We start from the raw sequence: 17103 nt of genomic DNA on the forward strand, positions 1-17103 counted from the left end.
CGCTCGTCTCGCACGACGGTGTGACCGATGTCGTAGGCTTCGCTTTCGCCCAAATCAGCGTCGGGCAGGTCGTTGGCGAGGTTTTGGGCTCGTGAGAGGTCAAAGCCGCCCGTGTGGAGCAAATCGGTGTCCGCCTTGCCATAGCTCGCGGTGAGCACACGAGCGCCAGGATGCAGGATTTCGAGTGTTTTGCGAACGATGGCCAGATCGGCGGCCGGGACACGCTCAGCCTTGGTGAGCACGATGAGGCTGGCGAACTGCAATTGCTCGACGAGCAGGTTTTCCGCGCTGCGAAGGCCCTGCGCCTCGTTTTGCACGAGTTTGCGCAGCAGCTCCGCGCCGCCGCCGTGATCAGCGACGAGCGAACGGGCATCGAGCAGCGTAATTAAGCTGTGAAGCTCCAGCGAGGCATGCTGGCACACATCTTCGATCAAAGGCCACGGGTGCGTGCTGCCGGAGGTCTCGATGAGCAGGTGGTCGAGGTCGTCCCGCGAGGCCAGCCGGGCCAGCGCCTCGCGAAAAGCCTCGCGGCGAGTGCCGCTGATGCTGCCAGCATAGAGGCTGACGAGCGTGCCCTCCGCCTCGGAGAGCCGCTCAGCCTCGCGAACGAGATCGCCATCCACCTCGAGGTCGCTCACATCATTGACGAGCACACCGAGACGCAGATGCGCCGGTGCCTCCCGCAGCAGCCGACGCAGGAGCGTGGTCTTGCCGGAGCCGAGGAAGCCGCAGAGGATGGTGACGCGCATGACCGAGTCTTGGCTTGCGTTTTTGACTTGTGCAATTTATTTGCACTTAATGAACCCTCACTCCGTAGTGCTCACCGGCCTCGAATCCGCCGGCAAAACCGCCCTGTTCCGCGGTCTCACCGGCCACGCCACGGGTGATGAGGCGAATTTTCGCGGCTCCACCGTGGTCTGCCGCAAATGCCGCCTCGCGGACTGCGGGTGCGAGGTGGTGGACACGCCGGGCATCCGCGTGAATGCGGACGCGCAGACCACGCGTGATGCGCTGGCGGCGATGCAGCATGCGGATGTGGTGCTGATGGTGGCTCGCGGCACGCATGCGGTGAGCGAGGTGGAGACGCTGCTGCGTGAGCTGGACCTCCAGCAAAAGAAGACCGCGCTCGCCATCACCTTTCAGGACAAGGCTCCGCAGCAGATCGAAAGCCTCGCGCAGATCTATCGCGAGCGTCTCGGCATCCCGGTGGTCATCGTGAATGCGCGTGAGTTGGATGCGGAGGGGCGCACGCGGGTGCTCGGAGCCATCCAAAGCGCCGCGCAGGTGAATGTGTTGAGCGAGCAGACGGGTGGACTGCACCACACGACCGTGCAGCCAGAGACCACCCTGTTTGAAAACAAACGCATCGGCCCCTGGTTCTCGCTGCTGAGCATGGCGGCGATGTTTGCCCTGCCGGTGTATGCGGCCTATGCCTTCGCGAGCTGGGCGCAGCCGATCGTGGATGAGCTGGCGATCACGCCGCTGAAGACTGCGGCGCAAAGCTGGCCGCAAATCGCGCAGGTGATGCTCACGGGCAGTTACGGGGCGATCACACTGGGCTGGTATTCCTTCCTGTGGGCCTTTCCGGTGGTGCTGCTCATCAGTGCGAGCGTGGCACTGGCAGAAGAGACGGGATTAAAAGACCGCATCACCGCCGCACTCGATCCGTGGCTGCGCCACATCGGTCTCAGCGGTCGCGATTTGATCCCGGTGCTCAGCGGTTTCGGCTGCAATGTGGTGGCGGTGTTTCAATCACGCTCCTGCTCGAAGTGCAGCCGCGGTGCCTGTGTGTCGATGATCGGTTTTGGCAGTGCATGCAGTTATCAAATCGGCGCTTCATTGAGCCTTTTCGCAGCCGCTGGGCAACCGGGGTTGTTCTTCCCTTATCTCGCGGCTCTCTTCGTCGTCGGTGCGCTGCACACCCGTCTTTGGCATGGGGCACTGGCAAAGGAGGCCGCCTCGCCGCTGCATGAGCGCTCCTTTTTGCAAAAGCCCTCGCTGCGTGCCGTGTGGTGGCGCGTGAAGGCGGCGCTGGGGCAGTTTTTGAAGCAGGCGATGCCCATCTTCATCGTCATCTGCCTCGTCGCGGCCTTGCTGGAGCATTTCGGAGTCATCGCCTGGTTCACGGCGGGCGTGGCTCCGATGCTGGGGCTGTTTCACCTGCCCGGTGAAGCCGCTCCAGGCATCCTTTTTTCCATCCTTCGCAAAGACGGCCTGCTCACACTGAATAGCGGCGATGGTGCGCTCATCACCGCGATGAGTGCCGGACAGATTTTCGTGCTCGTGTGGCTCGCCTCCACTTTCACCGCCTGCCTCGTCACGCTGTGGACCGTGCGCCGCGAGCTGGGTTGGAAGCCCGCCGCGCTCCTCGCTGGCAGGCAGGCGGTGACCTCGCTGGTGAGCGCATGGCTGATCGGCACCGCCTTTCATCTGGCAGAATGATGGATGGCAAAATGATTTCAGAACCCCGGCCCAACTCAAAAAATGATTCTGCCATCCATTGTTTTGCCAACCCTCCGAATGATTCATTCATGAAGCCAACCCACGAAGTTCTCATCATCGGTGCCGGGCCTGCGGGGCTTGGTTGTGCGCTGGCTTTGCAGGCGGCGGGCGTGGAGGACGTGCTCGTCCTCGATCAAAAAAGCATCGGGGCCAGCTTTGAGTCCTGGCCGGAGCAGATGCGACTGCTGACGCCCTCCTTTCACAGCAATGCCTTCGGCTTTGCCGATCTGAACGCCATCTCGCCGGAGACCTCGCCCGCTGATTTTCTCAACACACAGCATCCTTCCGGCAAAGACTACGCACTGTATCTCCGCGCCATCGTGAAGCACTACGAAGTCGCCGTGGAGACCGGCGTGCGTGTCACCGGCCTGCGGCGTGTGCGGGATCATTTCGAGCTGGAGACCGCCCAAGGCCCGAAAGCCGCGAAATTCGTCATTTGGGCCATCGGCGAGTTTTCGCGCCCGGATGACAGCGGCATCGACGGAGCCGATTTTTGCCTTCACAACGGCCGCGTGCGCGATTGGGAGCAAATCGCCGCTGGCGGGCAGCAATTCACCCTCATCGGCGGCTACGAGAGTGGCATCGATGCGGCGATCAATCTCATGCAACTTGGCAAAGACGTGCATCTGCTCTCCCGCGGTCATCCTTGGGACAGCGACGATCCCGATCCCAGCCGAGCCCTCAGTCCTCACACGCGTGACCGGCTGAAAGCAGCCCTGCTCGAAGCTCCCGGCCAGATCCGCTTTTATAAAAATGCCGAGGTGCAGAGCGTGCGTCCGGTCAAAGGCGGCTACGAACTCGCAGTGAAAGACGGCCAGCCCTTCCACAGCCCCTCCGTGCCCATTTTATGCACCGGCTTCCGCAGCGCCCTGGAGCCCATCCGCGACCTCTGGGAGTGGAAAAACGGCAGCGCCATCTTCAGCGAGGAAGCAGATGAATCCACGCTCACGCCCGGCCTCTTTTACAGCGGACCATCCTTGCAGCATCGCGGCATGCTGTTCTGCTTCATCTACAAATACCGTGCTCGTTTTGGCGTCATCGCCCGTGAGATCGCAGGCCGGCTCGGCATCGACATCGGCGATGGACTCGACCTCTGGAAGCAACGCGGCTTTCTCCTCGACGACCTGAAATGCTGCACCGACTGCCAATGCGCCGTCGAAGCCACCGAAGATCAACAACTCAAGCAAGCGGAGGTCATCGAGTATGCTGTGGCAGCGTAAATCCATCCCGGTCGTGTCCCGCAGCGCACCCGCACCACTCACCCGCGGCCACCTGAACGACCTCACCACTGGTCTCGGCCAGCAAATGTTCTTTTGGGGCCGCGATGTGCTCACCGAGGGCAATTTGCTCCTGAAGCACGGCTTTGAAAAACACCGCAGCGAAGGCCTGCAAGGCACCAGTTGCTACTGCAAGCCTTGGGAAGACGGCGTCATCGAGCTGCATGGTGCCTGCGCCGGATGGTATCCGTGCGAGAGCGGCAAATGCGGCTTCCTTTTCATCCGCAATGCCAAGCGCTGCTACGTCCACCACCGCACCGCGCCCGTCATTCCCGGCGAATACGACTTCAAAGAGTTCGACAACAGCAACATCGCCGACCTGACCCGCACCAGCCGCATCTTCACCGCCTGGCTGGCCGAGTATGAAGCCTGGATCGCCAAACAAATGGGCCGCGCCTACCGCGAAGAATGCCACGCGATGTTTTGCAAGCTGCCCACCTCCAAACCCTGGCTGCCACCCGAATCCGCGCGTCACTGGATCAGCACCTTCGCCACCGGATCGGCCGCGCTGCCACGCTCTCGGGCTTTCATCGAGCCCAAGCGGTGAGGCAAGCTCACTTGCGCCGATGGAGGTTCATCCACCGCTTCGCACATTCGCTCTGCTCGCGGGTTTCAAGACAGCACTTCCGCCGGGCACGGATCCACTGCACGGGATCGGCATTCGCCGGGATGAAGCCCGCCTTGGCACACCAAGCCACGATGAACTGCCCCGTCCGGCCGCAACCGGCCACACAGTGCACCACCACGGGCTCGCGAGCGGCGTGATGGGCATCCATCAGCGTCATAAACTGCTCGATTTGCGCATCCGTCGGCACGCCATAGTCCGGCACGTTGATGTGATGATACACAAACTGTTCTGGCACATCGCGACGGTTGTCGAACTCACAGCAGTTCACCACCGCGCGGATGCCATGATCGTCGTAAAGATCGAACACATAAGGATCAGGCCACCACGAGGCCGCGATCACATCCTCCACGATCCACGTGAAGGGCTCGGTGCGTTCAGGCTGGCCTCTCGCAGGCCAATACCAAGGGCGGATCGGTGACGACATGCCGTTTTCTGCACTCACCGCGAGATGATTTCAAGGCTCGCAACGCCTTTGTCAAAGCGGTCTTGGACTCAGGTTCCACAGAACGTCTGATACGACTCCAAGCCAGAAGGTTCGCTGAACTCCGGCCAATCCTGCGAGTGATCAAAGGGTGCCGACAGCGCGGTCATAAGACGCTGGAGGGGATTGAGATCGCCATGCTCTGAGGCGGCGGCGAGCGCTTCCTCGACCTTGTGATTGCGGGGAATGAAGGCCGGATTGCTGCGGCGCATCAGTTCGCGGACTTCGCTGGCGGATTGCGGCTGCCGTTTCAGCCGCTCGGACCAGCGCGCCTGCCATTCCAACGGCTCCAGATGGCCTTGAGTGAGGTCACGAAAGGTGTTGGTGAAATCCGCCTTCGTTTCCTGCATCCATTCGAGCAAGGATTGGATCAACGTCTTGTCCTCACTCTCCTGCGTGAACAAGCCCAGCTTCGCGCGCATGCCGGTGAGCCAGTGGTGCTGAAAACGCTCCTCGAAACCGGAGATCATGCCGTTCGCGATCTCGATGGCTTGCTTTTCATCATCGTGAAACAGCGGCAGCATCGCCTCGGCCAGACGCGCGAGGTTCCACTGAGCGATGCGTGGCTGATTACCATAGGCGTAGCGGCCGTTGCGATCAATCGAGCTGAAGACCGTGGCCGGATCATACGCGTCCATGAATGCACACGGCCCATAGTCGATCGTCTCGCCGCTGAGCGCCATGTTGTCCGTGTTCATCACGCCATGGATGAAGCCGACGTGCATCCACTTCGCGATCAGCGCCGCCTGCCGCTCCATCACAGCCTCAAACAGCGCAGCGTAGCCGCCTTCGACCTCCGGGTAATGCCGCTGCCGCGTGTAGTCTGCGAGCGCTTGCAGGTCCGCCTTCTCTCCGCGTGCCGCCGCATATTCGAACGTGCCCACGCGGATGTGACTGGCCGCCACGCGTGTCAGCACCGCGCCAGGCAGTCCGCCGTCCTGCCGCCAGACTTTTTCACCCGTCGTCACCACCGCCAGGCTGCGCGTCGTCGGAATGCCCAGCGCCTGCATCGCCTCACTGATGAGGTATTCACGCAGCATCGGCCCCAGCGCCGCTCGACCATCCCCACGACGCGAAAACGGCGTCGGCCCCGGTCCTTTGAGCTGGATGTCAAACCGGTCGCCACTCGGCGTGATTTGTTCGCCGAGCAAAATCGCCCGACCATCTCCCAGCATCGCGAAATGCGCGTATTGATGCCCCGCGTAGGCTTGGGCCAGCGGCTCCGCTCCTGGCGGCAGCGCATTGCCCGCAAAGATCGCCGCATCATTCAGTTCGTCCGCGTTAAGGCCCAAAGCCTCTGCTAGCGAGCGATTCAGCACCACCATCTTCGGCTCAGGCACCGGTGTCGGGTCGATCCGCGCATGAAATGCCTTCGGCAGCCGCGCATAGGAGTGATCAAGCCGCCAACCGGCTGGCGAAGAGGGAGGTTCAGGAGAGTCAGGCATGCAGGGAGTGATCACTTACCAGACACATGCGCTACTGCCATCCTGACGGTTGCCAATTTTCATCGCAAACGGCCTGCCTCTGCTTGGCCAGACGACCATTTGATGCAACATGGCGCCGAATGGCCGCAAAACGCCCCCAAAAAGCCACGCGCACCGAGCTTGAATTGAAATCCCTCAACCCAGAGGAAGCCCCCGCCGACCTGCGGCAGATCCAGGCCGTCCTCGGCAAAGTGCAGATCGCCATCGCCGACTACCTCAAGTCCGGCGCACCGCTCAAGATCACGCTCAATCCCGTCGAAATCCTCTCCGCCGTCGAAGCCGCCATCCGCGAGGCCGAAGGCCACCCCAGCCCGTGGCCGGACGGTGCCGACGCCCGCACCTTCTTCATCCACGGCCTCTACGACGACCTCATCCAGCAGCCCAGCAACATCTTCGAGACCAAACGCTTCCCCGACGGCACCGAGCGCTACCTCCCCATCAGCCCCGCCACCTGGAAAGCCTGCCTTGAAAAACTGCGCACCCAGATCGTCGAGGCCGGAATCAAGATCGCAAAGCGAGAGGCGACCAAGCGCAAAGGCTAATTCGCAATCAAGTTGCAGCAACGGGTCGTGGCAGCTATTCATTCCTGTCCCCAGCCACCGCCATGAAAACCATCCTCACAGCTTTTGCGCTGTCTCTCGCCATCGGTCAGGCCGCTCCGCTCAAAGTCGCCTCGCTGCACCCCATCGTGGCCGATCTGGCCCGGCAGGTTGGCGGTGCGAATGTCGAGGTCATCGAAATCCTCAAGCCCGGCGGTGACGTTCATCATTTCGAACCTGCCCCCAAGGACATCGCCGCGATGCGTGGCTCCAAATTGCTGCTCGCCTCGGGCAAGGAACTCGAAACCTACCTCGACAAGCTGCGCGACAGCCTCGGCGCGAGCATCAAGCTCGTCGAAGTCGGTGAAAAAGTCCCCTCCATCCCCTATGCCTGCAATCACGACCATGGCGAGGAAGGCCACAACCATGGGGAATTCGATCCGCACTGGTGGCACAGCGCGGAAAACATGAAACGCGCCGCCCGCATCGTGGCCGACGAATTCGCCGCCGCCGATCCTGCGAACGCCGCCGCCTACGAAGCCGGTGCCAAGGCCGCCTCCAAGCGTTTCGGCGAACTCAAGGTCTGGGCGCAGAAGGAAATCGCCAAGATCTCCCGCAAAGACCGCAAACTCGTCACCGCGCATGCCGCCTTCGGCTACTTCTGCAAGGAGTTCGGCTTTGAACCCATCTCGCTGCTCGGCATCGGACGCAACGATGATGCCGACTCGAAGCACGTCGCTGAAACCATTGCTGAAATCCGCGAGCATGGCATCAAGGCCGTCTTCCCCGAAGATCAGGCCAATCCCAAGGTCCTCGCCGAGATCGCCCGCAGCACTGGCGTGAAGATTGGCGATCCGCTCATCGCCGACGGCACCGCCAAGACAGCCCACACCTTTGAAACGATGCTCGCGCACAACGTCCGCGCCCTCGTGGCCGCTTTGAGCGAAACGAAATAGGCCATGCGTGGATTCCCGCCCATCCAGATCTTCCTGCTCTGCCTCGCGTTCATCGTGCTGGCGGTGCCGCTGAGCCATCTGACCGGGAACACCAGCAACGCCAAGGTCGTCAAAGTCGCCGTCAAAGAAGTGAAAAGCGTGAAGGCCCTGCTGCGCCTGCGTTTCGCACACAAACCAACCACGCTCAGCCTCAAACTGGCCGACAAGGAGCTGATCACGACCGCCAATGCCTCACCGCTCGAACTCGATGCCGTGCTGCCTTCCACTAAAGACGGCGTGGATGTCTTCCTCAGTGCTACCTGGCCGGAGAATACACCTGACACCGCCCTCACGCTCGAAATCGAACCCGACGGACTCGAAGCACGCAGCGAGACACGCTGGTCCGCCGCTGGCAGCCTCGATGAAGTCATCACCTTCTCCTGGAAATGAGCGCCGCAGCCACGCATGACAAAACCAAGGAGCACGTCTGTTGGGGCGGCGGCTGTGAGCACACGCAGCATCACCGGCTCGAAGTCGTCGATCTCAGCATTCAGTATCAGGAGGTGCGTGCGCTCGAAAAAATCAACTTCGCCACCGAATGCGGCCGCAGCATGGCCCTCATCGGCCCCAACGGTGCCGGCAAGAGCACGCTGCTCAAATCGCTCGCCGGACTCATCCCTGGCGACACCGGCAAGATCCTCTGGCGCGGTAAATCGCTCACCCGCAGCAGCCACGAAATCGCCTACCTGCCGCAGCGCGGCGACATCGACTGGAACTTCCCCATCACAGTGCGCGGCCTCGTCGAAATGGGCCGCTACCCGAATCTCGGCTGGTGGCGGCAGTATTCACGTCACGATGCCGACATCGTCGAGCGCGCCCTGACCAGCATGGAACTCCGCGACCTCCAGGATCGCCAGATCAGCGCCCTCTCCGGCGGCCAGCAGCAGCGGGCCTTCATCGCCCGTGCGCTCGCTCAAGAAGCGCATGTCTTGCTGCTCGACGAACCCTTCACCGGCCTCGACAAGCCTGCGCAGGAGAATTTGAGCCGACTCTTCAAAGAACTTACCGCCGAAGGCCGCCTCCTCATCGCCAGCCATCACGACCTGCAAACCGTCACCGGCAATTTCGACGACGTCCTCCTCATCCGCCGCCACCAGATCGCCTTCGGTCCCGTCGCCGACGCCTTCACGCCTGCGAACGTGTCCCGCGCTTACGACCACCAGGATCAAGCATCCAGCAACTAGCTACTAGCATCCAGATGCCCACGATCACCGATTTCTTAGCCGAACCCATCGCCAAACGAGCCTTGCTGGCCTGTTTGCTGATTGGCTTCTCGAACGGCTTCGTCAGCGCCTTCGTCGTGCTGCGGAAATCCGCGCTCAAGATCGGCACCATCTCGCATTCCTTGCTGCCAGGCCTCGCTGTGGCTGTTTTGATCGCCGGACTCTCGCAGTGGAGCGCTCTCTTCGGGGCGATCTTCGCCGCGCTCATCGTCGGCCTCGGCTCCATCTTCCTCTCCCGCACGTCCCGACTCGATCAAGACACCGCCATGGGCGTGCTTTACACCACCGCCTTCGCCGCTGGGCTGCTGATCCTCAAAAACCTCGATGTGCGACAGAAGCTCGATGAATGGCTCTTCGGCAGCATCATCGGCATGGCCGACTCTGACCTGTGGATCGCCTTTGGCATCAGCGCCATCGCCGTCATCACCCTTACCGCCTTGCAGCGCCCGCTGCTCATCTATTTGTTTGAGCCGAACATCGCTGCCAGCCTCGGCGTCCCGGTGCGACTGCTGAACTACGCCACCTTTGCCGTCACCATCCTCGTGCTCGTGTCCTCGCTGCAAGCCGTCGGCTGCATCCTCAGCGTCGGTTTGATGGTCGCTCCCGCCGCCACGATCTACCTGCTCACCAACAACGCCCGCACGCTGTTCTGGGGTGGCGGCCTCCTCGGCGCCCTCGGCTCCGTGATCGCCTTCTTCCTCTCCTATCCGCTCGGCTGGAGTGTCAGCGCCACCATCATCGTCGTCCTCGGAGCCTTCTTTGTGCTCGCTTACATTTTTAGTCCAAAATACGGCCTGTTCAGCAGGCGGAGAGGCGTGGCCTGAGTGATGCGGCGTTGAAGTCTGAAGCCATTCAGCTCTTGTGATGGCCGATAGACCCACATGGCTGCGCCCGTGATACAAAGCCACGTTTTGATCTCCAGGGCCTCCATCTTTTTATATCTCACTCTTGCACTGCCTTTCGCCACGCATGCCGTGGAGGATAAAGAACTCGACGCACTCCAATCCGCCGCGAAAAAGGCCTTCAAGCAAGACGTCGAGAAGTTCGCCGCCAAGTATTGTTTCGAATGCCATGGCAACCGGCGCTCGAAGGCCGGGCTCAATTTCGAGATCGCCATTCGCAAGCCGGGTGATCCAGGCCTTTCTCGCAAGTGGATGGATGCCATCGCGAATGTGCAGGCACACGACATGCCGCCCGAAGACGCGGATCAGCCCTCCGACGATGAGCGGCAGCGCTTTCTCAATGCGCTGGCACAGGTCAAATACCTCAGCGCACGCGATCCGGGACCGTTTGTCATCCGCCGCCTCACCAAGGTCGAGTATGGCAACACGCTCCGCGATTTCCTTGGTGTCGATGCATCCATCGCGAAGGAATTGCCGGATGAAGTGCCCGGCGAGGGCTATCTCAACTCGCTCTCGCCGATGCAGACCGAGCAGTATCTCGGCATCGCGAATACCGCGCTGCAACAAATGCCCGCCGAGGCTCAGAAGCGGCTGTTTGGAGCGAAAGAGGCGGATGTTCGCGATGTCGCGCGAAAAATTGCCCGCACCGCTTATCGCCGACCGCCGACCGAGGACGAACTCAACGTGCTCGTGAAGGTTTTCGAGCTCGGAACGGCCAACAAGCTCGACCGCTCTGCCGCGCTGCGCTTCATGCTGAAGGCCGTGCTTGTCTCGCCGCAGTTCCTGTTCATCACGCCGTCCAAAGACGCGCCCACGGGCGAAAAAATCGTGCCGCTGGATGATTGCCAGCTCGCCAGCCGCCTTTCGTATCTGCTTTGGGCCACCATGCCCGATGCGGAGCTGTCAAAGCTCGCCGACGAAGGCAAGCTGCATGAGCCCGAGGTGCTCAAAGCGCAAACGAAGCGCCTTTTGGCCGACAAACGCTCACGAGCGCTGTTTGATGGCTTCGGTGCTCAGTGGCTCGGAGCGGCCGAATTGAAGGACAAGACCTTCGATGCGGCCAAGTTCCCCGAAATGACGCCTGAACTCCGCTCCGCGATGTATGACGAGGCGCGGCTCTTCTTTGAAAGCATCGTGCGGGAGAACCGCAGCGTGGTCAGCTTCGTGAACAGCGACTACACCTTCCTCAACGGCACGCTCGCCAAGATTTACGGCCTCGAAAAGAAGATCACCGGCCCCGACATGCAAAAAGTGAAGCTCACCGACGCGAATCGTGGCGGCATCCTCGCCATGCCCGGCGTGCTCGCCACCACATCCTTCGCCACGCGCACCAGCGCCGTGAAGCGTGGCGTGTGGGTGCTGGAGCAGGTGCTCGGCCAGCGCGTGCCGCCCGCACCGCCGAATGTGCCGGCTTTGGAAAAGCAGGATCAAAAGAAAGTCGCCAATCTCACGCTGCGCCAGCGCACCGAACTGCACCGCACCAACGCCGTCTGCGCCAACTGCCACAAGCTCCTCGACCCCATCGGCTTCGGTTTGGAGAACTTCGATGCCATCGGTCGCTGGCGTGACAAAGACGAGTCCGGCGGCCCCATCGACGCCGTCGGCGAACTCCCCGGCGGCAAACGCTTCTCCTCGCCGAAGGAACTCAAAGCCCTCATCGCCGCCCGCGAGACCGATTTGACCCGCAACCTCACCGAAAAACTCCTCGCCTACACCCTCTGTCGCCAACTCGAAGGCTACGACCATATCATTGTGGACCAAATGCTCAAGAACATCGCGAATGACGGCCACAAGATGCAAACGCTCATCACCGAGATCGTGACAAGCTACCCGTTTTTGAACCGTAGAGTCAAAGAGTAACCCATTCGTTCCATGTCCTCCCAACTTCTCAACCGCCGCGCCTGCCTCAGAGGCCTCGGAGCCTCGCTGGGGCTGCCTTTGCTCGAAACCATGGGCTGGGCGGAGGCGGTCAAAGGCAAGTCGGGCTACAAGCCGCCGGTGCGGCTCGGGTTCATGTATATGCCGCATGGGGTGATCATGGATCAGTTCTGGCCGAAGACGCCGGAGAGCTTCCGCACGTCGCCGCCGCCCGCGCTGGAGGCGCTGCGGCCGATTTTGGATCAGTGCATGCTGGTGAAGGGTATCTCCGGCGTGCCCATCACGCCGTTTGGCAGTGCTCCGCATGCTTTGGAGCTTTCGACGTGGCTCACGGCCTCGCTGCCGAATGCGGCGAAGCGAAACCAGATCAACATCGCCATCTCGGCGGACCAAATCTTTGCCAACTACTTCGGCGGCCTCACCTCGCTCCCTTCGTTGGAACTGGCGACGATGCCGCAGACGCACAAGGAGAACCAGGAAGGGCTCAACGAAGGCTACTACTCGCATTGCAGCTTCCGCTCGCCCACGCAGGCGATGCCGGCGGAGATCAATCCGCGCAGCGTTTTGAATCGTCTCTTTGGCAAAACGGGCCAGGAAGGCCAAACGACGGCCGCAGACCCGCTCGACCGCCAGATGCTCGATCTCGTCATCGGCGGCGCGAGGGACTTGCGGCGCAAATTGCCGCACGGCGACCAGCAGAAGCTCGATGAATACCTCGACAGCGTGCGCTCCGTCGAGCGCCGTATCGCCGCCATCGAGTATCGGCAGAAAGAAGCCGCGCTCGAAAAAGCCGGAGTCGCTTCCAGCAAGCGCAAGGCCAGTGATTCGCCGCCCATCGAGGTGAAAATCCCCGAGGGAGACAAGCGCAGCGAATACATGCAAGTGATGTGTGACCTCACCGTGCTCGCCTTCCAGACGGACACGACGCGCGTGAGCACCTACATCGGCTCCACGCCGAATGGTGTCTCGTATCCTGAACTCGGCTTCAGCGACACGCATCACGGCCCCACGCATCACAACAACGAGGCCGAGAAGGTCCGCAAAGTCGCCGCCATCACGAAGTTCAACATCGACCAGTATGCCTACATGGTGAAAAAGATGGCCAGCCTCCGCGAAGGCGACGGCACGCTGCTCGACAACTGCATCATGATGTGGGGCAGCGGCCTGGAGGACGGCAACAAGCACACCCGCGAGAATCTCCCCTTCATCCTCGCCGGCAAAGGCGGCGGCTCGCTTAACACCGGTCGCTTCATCGACACCGTCAAAGGCAACCAAGGTGATCTGCTCACGACCTTGCTCACCTGCGCCGGCGTGCCGCTGGATCGGCCCATCGGTATCGCGACGAAGCAGATCACGGAGATGATGAGGGTCTAAGTAGCAAAAACAGCTCTCAAGCGCACAAGATCGGCAGCAGCAGAGACGGTGTCGGCTTCGTTGCCACGGTATGAAACTTCTCCCTCTGCTCGCTGGTGTATTGGCGCTGCATTCATCTGTACTGGTGGGCGGGGAAAGAGCACCCGCTTACGAGCCTGCGCAGTTCTTCCGCACACAGATCCAGCCCATCCTCGAAAAACGCTGCTACAAGTGCCACTCGCATGAGCACGAGCCCGAAGGCGAGCTGTTCTTGGATTCAAAGATCGGTTGGCAAACAGGCGGTGAAAATGGTCCCGCAGTGAAGCCTGGAGATTTGAAGAACAGCCCGCTCATCCAGGCCATTCGCCATCTCGACTCGGACAGCGCCATGCCGCCGAAGAAAAAGCTCCCGCCCGTCGAGATCGCCCTCCTGGAGACTTGGGTGCTGCTCGGAGCACCTGATCCGCGTGAAGCGCCGGCCATGTCCAAGTAGGCGGCATTTTGGCCTGGGTGTTCTGGTATGAATCTTCCACGACACCTTGGACGGCGGAAGGAGGCCGGAAGTTCCAGCTTCGTCAGAGCGTCTTGCTTTTGCATCTCTCAATACACCATTTGCACCGCCATGCTTCGTCTCCTCCTGCTACTGATTGCCACCACCTGCCAGAGCTTCGCACAAACCGTCGTCGACGTCTGGCCTGAGGGTAAAATGCCCGGCCAGGGAGCCAAGGAACCCGAGAGCGAAGTGAAGCGTAAAGACGGCTTCCAGCGCATCACGAACGTCAGCAAGCCCACGCTGACCTTGTTTCAGGCAAAACGTGCCGATGGCTCTGCCTCTCCAGCCATCATCGTCTGCCCCGGGGGCGGCTACAGCTACTGCGTCGTGGACAAGGAAGGCTCCGAGATCGCCGAATGGCTGAATCAGCACGGCATCAGCGCGCTGGTCCTAAAGTATCGCACACCGAACAACCGCGAAGGTGCCTTCCAGGACGTGCAGCGCGCCCTCAGCCTCACTCGCGCCAATGCCGCTGAGTGGAAGATCGATCCGAAGCGCCTCGGCGTCATCGGATTCTCCGCCGGTGGCAACTTGGCGGCCAAAGCCAGCGCTGCGGTGCAATCACCCAGCTACCCCGAGCTCGACGCCATCGACCAGCAAAGCTGTCGCCCCGACTTCGCCATTCTTGTTTATCCAGCTTACCTCGATGACAAAGCGGGCCACGTCGCAAGCGATTTGAACCTCAAAGCCAGCATCCCGCCGACACTCATCGTGCACAGCGAAGACGACAAAACGCATGTCATAGGCAGCAAGGTTTACCACGACGCTTTGAACGCCTCGAAGATCGCCCACGAGTTCAAGCTCTACCCCACCGGCGGCCATGGCTATGGCCTGCGTTGCGAGCGTGATGCAAAAGTTTGGCCTGAAGATGCCTTGCGCTGGTTGCAAGGCATCGATGTGCGCTGAGTGCTTACTTTGCCGGCAGCACCTGCACCGCGTCGAGATGCACGTTCCCCTTCGCGCCTTCGGTGCGGAAGATGACGGCAGATTCCTCACCGGCGTTGAAGCTGAAGACGCCGAGGCTGTGGGCACCTTTGTCGAGCTTGGGCTTCTGGGTTTGATCGACGGAGACGGTCTTTTCACCGTTAGCACCGAGCACGGTCACCGGCACACTCTTGCCGCGATTGGCGTGGGGTTGGAAGAAGATGCGGACTTCGTATTTGCCGGTCTCTTTGACGCTGAAGGCAAAGCGGGCGCTGGCGTTCTTTTCGCTGCCGTAGCTGTAGTAGTCGCCGACGTAGGGCTTCAAACCTTCACCGTGCGCCCATTTGCCGTTCAACTCAGCGTCTTTGTCGTCGATGACGATGCCGTCGAGCTTTTTGGGGTCGATGCTGTCGGAGGAGAGGGCGGTGTCGGGGAGTTTTTTGGCGTTTTTGGGCATGTAGAGGCTGCCTTCGATGGTATCGCGGCGCATCGCGCCGGGCTGGCTCATGAGTTCCTTCAGGATGTCGAGATACTGCTCATACACGCCGCGTGGGCTGGTGTGGTGGCGGACGCAGATCCAGGCGGCTTTGCCGACGACTTCGCCCATCATGCCGCAGGTGCGCATGACGCGGGTGGAGCCAAGCGCGTGGCGCTCGACGCTGATGGTGCGGCCGGCCATGAAGAGGTTGCCGATGTCCTTGCTGTAGAAGCAACGGTAGGGCACGGGGTAACCGTTTTTGCGGTCGGTGTGCTTGCCGAACTCGGCGCGGCTGATGAAGGGATTGTCAGGGAACTTCTTCATGTACTGCTCCTTCGGATAATGCAGGTCCTGGTCCCACGTGGTTGGCACGCAGCCATCAGGATGGATGATGCCTTTCACCATGTCCTCGCCGTTGAGGACTAGGTCGCCGACGATGCGGCGGCTTTCACGCGGTCCGCCGATGTAGGCGAGCCAGGTGAGGTCGTAACTGCCGTATTTCTCGGCCTTCAACGTCTTGAGCGCGGAAACAGCGCCATAGACGGCGCGGAAGTTGTGGTCGCGGATGAGTTCGAGATCGTTGATGGGGTGCTTGTCGAAGCCGCTCTCCCAGAACCACTCGCCGTGGACGTATAGCTCGGGATTCGGCACGGGTGTGTAACCAAGATCGTAACCGGCTTGGTTGGCGGCGTTCTTTTTGCCGACGGGAGCCATTTCCTTCGGTTCGGGAAAGTCTTCCAAGCCCAATGGCAGCGCCCAGGGCGTGGAGGGCCAGGTGACGGGCTTTTTGAGGTTCTTCATGACCCACATGTTGCTCATGCCCATGCGGCCTTTTTCCTCCATCATGAACTCCGCGCCCGCGAGGGCACCCACGCTGCCGTGGCCGGTGCAATCGACGAAGAATTTGCCGACGAAGCGGGTCTCTTTGCCGCTCTTTGTGTCGAGACCGGTGACGCTGCGAATGTTTTTGCCGTCCTTGCCCATTTCCACGCCATAGACATGCGTGTTGAGGAAGAGATCGATGGTCTTCTCAGCCTTCACGACATCTTCCTTGAGCTTGTCATTGAACTCCTGCGGATCGGCGGCGGGGCTGTTGCTGGCGCGGTCGGCCATTTCCTCAATGATCTCGCCGAGGTGCGGATACAGGCCGCGGCGTGTGCCGCCCATGGCCCAGACCTGGATTTCGCTGGAGCCATTGCCACCGAGCACGGGGCGGTTCTGAATGAAGGCCACCTTTAGACCCTGGCGGGCACCGGAAACGGCCGCGCCCATGCCGCTGTAGCCCCCGCCGACGACGACGAGGTCGTATTCGCTGGTCTCAGGAGCCTTCTCCGGCAAACCGAGCATCTTTTTCCGCATGCTGACATCCGGCGTGAAGCTGGTGTCATCGCTCAGCACGATGGCGTCCACGCGACCGTCGAAGCCGGTGAGGTCTTTGAGCGTGATTTTGGCTTTGCCGCTGATTTTGACCGGCCCGGCTTTTTCCCACTGCCAGTCCTTGCCTGTGGCTCCGAACTCATGCTTCAGCATCTCGCCATTCACCGCGATCTGAAAACGCCCCGGTGCTCCCGGAGCATCCCAGGGGCCGACCCAGTTCTTTGTGCGAGCCCAGAGCGTGTATTCGCCGGCTGGCAGTTCGATTTCGGTCTCGGCGTCTTTGACGACTTTGCCCATGCCGTGCGCCATGAGGTAAGGCGAGCCCATGATGTCGATGAACTGCGTGTCGAGGACCCAGCCGCCAGGATTGGCAAAGGATTCGGCTTCGATCCATTTCGGCGCGGCATGCGCGGTAGCAGTGATCGTGAGGAGTGAGGCAAGGAGGGCGGATTTCATGGTTACGGGCCTTTTTAAACGAGAAGATGGCCGGAAAGCAATCACGGGTTATC

16 protein-coding genes are annotated in these 17103 nt (G+C 61.2%); 12 read left to right on the forward strand and 4 right to left on the reverse strand.

Going from position 1 to position 17103, the window contains the following annotated elements; genetic code table 11:
- On the reverse strand, positions 1 to 749 hold a 749-nt coding region (locus ACILSE_RS00005; protein ID WP_395715277.1), incomplete at its 3' end, for a CobW family GTP-binding protein.
- A gap of 49 nt (positions 750 to 798) precedes the next feature.
- On the opposite strand from ACILSE_RS00005, the gene ACILSE_RS00010 reads away from it, so the two are divergent.
- The 3 genes from ACILSE_RS00010 to ACILSE_RS00020 all read left to right on the forward strand — a co-directional run bounded on the left by ACILSE_RS00010 (position 799) and on the right by ACILSE_RS00020 (position 4326).
- Positions 799 to 2442 (forward strand): nucleoside recognition domain-containing protein, encoded by a 1644-nt coding sequence (locus ACILSE_RS00010; RefSeq protein ID WP_395715278.1) that lies wholly within the window; start codon positions 799 to 801, stop codon positions 2440 to 2442.
- A gap of 89 nt (positions 2443 to 2531) precedes the next feature.
- The gene (locus ACILSE_RS00015; RefSeq protein WP_395715279.1) at positions 2532 to 3722 is read left to right on the forward strand and encodes an NAD(P)/FAD-dependent oxidoreductase; all 1191 of its coding nucleotides are present in this window, start codon (positions 2532 to 2534) and stop codon (positions 3720 to 3722) included.
- A 13-nt stretch (positions 3723 to 3735) separates the two neighbouring features.
- Entirely contained in the window at positions 3736 to 4326 is a 591-nt protein-coding gene (locus tag ACILSE_RS00020) for a hypothetical protein (protein ID WP_395715280.1), read from the forward strand.
- A gap of 7 nt (positions 4327 to 4333) precedes the next feature.
- Here the strand turns inward: ACILSE_RS00020 and ACILSE_RS00025 are convergent, their stop codons facing one another.
- Positions 4334 to 4831, reverse strand: coding sequence for a protein-tyrosine phosphatase family protein (locus ACILSE_RS00025; RefSeq protein WP_395715281.1), 498 nt, complete (start codon positions 4829 to 4831; stop codon positions 4334 to 4336).
- A gap of 68 nt (positions 4832 to 4899) precedes the next feature.
- Positions 4900 to 6333, reverse strand: coding sequence for a YdiU family protein (locus tag ACILSE_RS00030; RefSeq protein WP_395715282.1), 1434 nt, complete (start codon positions 6331 to 6333; stop codon positions 4900 to 4902).
- A gap of 119 nt (positions 6334 to 6452) precedes the next feature.
- Here ACILSE_RS00030 and ACILSE_RS00035 point away from each other — a divergent pair, with 119 nt between their 5' ends.
- From ACILSE_RS00035 to ACILSE_RS00075, 9 genes are all read left to right on the forward strand, one after another.
- Positions 6453 to 6914, forward strand: a complete 462-nt coding sequence (locus ACILSE_RS00035; RefSeq protein WP_395715283.1) for a hypothetical protein — start codon at positions 6453 to 6455, stop codon at positions 6912 to 6914.
- A 62-nt stretch (positions 6915 to 6976) separates the two neighbouring features.
- Positions 6977 to 7867 carry a metal ABC transporter substrate-binding protein gene (locus ACILSE_RS00040; protein ID WP_395715284.1) on the forward strand — a complete coding sequence of 297 codons (891 nt, stop codon included), beginning with the start codon at positions 6977 to 6979 and terminating at the stop codon, positions 7865 to 7867.
- 3 nt (positions 7868 to 7870) lie between these two features.
- Entirely contained in the window at positions 7871 to 8296 is a 426-nt protein-coding gene (locus tag ACILSE_RS00045; protein WP_395715285.1) for a hypothetical protein, read from the forward strand.
- Positions 8293 to 9090, forward strand: a complete 798-nt coding sequence (locus tag ACILSE_RS00050; protein ID WP_395715286.1) for a metal ABC transporter ATP-binding protein — start codon at positions 8293 to 8295, stop codon at positions 9088 to 9090. The genes ACILSE_RS00045 and ACILSE_RS00050 overlap by 4 nt, the downstream gene beginning before the upstream one ends.
- Positions 9091 to 9104: 14 nt before the next feature.
- Entirely contained in the window at positions 9105 to 9953 is an 849-nt protein-coding gene (locus tag ACILSE_RS00055) for a metal ABC transporter permease (RefSeq protein WP_395715287.1), read from the forward strand.
- 57 nt (positions 9954 to 10010) lie between these two features.
- Positions 10011 to 11891, forward strand: coding sequence for a DUF1592 domain-containing protein (locus tag ACILSE_RS00060; protein ID WP_395715288.1), 1881 nt, complete (start codon positions 10011 to 10013; stop codon positions 11889 to 11891).
- 12 nt (positions 11892 to 11903) lie between these two features.
- Positions 11904 to 13283 (forward strand): DUF1552 domain-containing protein, encoded by a 1380-nt coding sequence (locus ACILSE_RS00065; RefSeq protein WP_395715289.1) that lies wholly within the window; start codon positions 11904 to 11906, stop codon positions 13281 to 13283.
- A 70-nt stretch (positions 13284 to 13353) separates the two neighbouring features.
- The gene (locus tag ACILSE_RS00070; protein ID WP_395715290.1) at positions 13354 to 13755 is read left to right on the forward strand and encodes a c-type cytochrome domain-containing protein; all 402 of its coding nucleotides are present in this window, start codon (positions 13354 to 13356) and stop codon (positions 13753 to 13755) included.
- Between the two features lie 129 nt (positions 13756 to 13884).
- Positions 13885 to 14721, forward strand: a complete 837-nt coding sequence (locus tag ACILSE_RS00075) for an alpha/beta hydrolase (protein WP_395715291.1) — start codon at positions 13885 to 13887, stop codon at positions 14719 to 14721.
- A gap of 4 nt (positions 14722 to 14725) precedes the next feature.
- Here the strand turns inward: ACILSE_RS00075 and ACILSE_RS00080 are convergent, their stop codons facing one another.
- Positions 14726 to 17050 (reverse strand): FAD-dependent oxidoreductase, encoded by a 2325-nt coding sequence (locus ACILSE_RS00080; RefSeq protein ID WP_395715292.1) that lies wholly within the window; start codon positions 17048 to 17050, stop codon positions 14726 to 14728.
- Positions 17051 to 17103 lie beyond the last annotated feature (53 nt).

The sequence above is a fragment of the Prosthecobacter sp. genome (assembly GCF_044236155.1).
GTDB lineage: Bacteria > Verrucomicrobiota > Verrucomicrobiia > Verrucomicrobiales > Verrucomicrobiaceae > Prosthecobacter.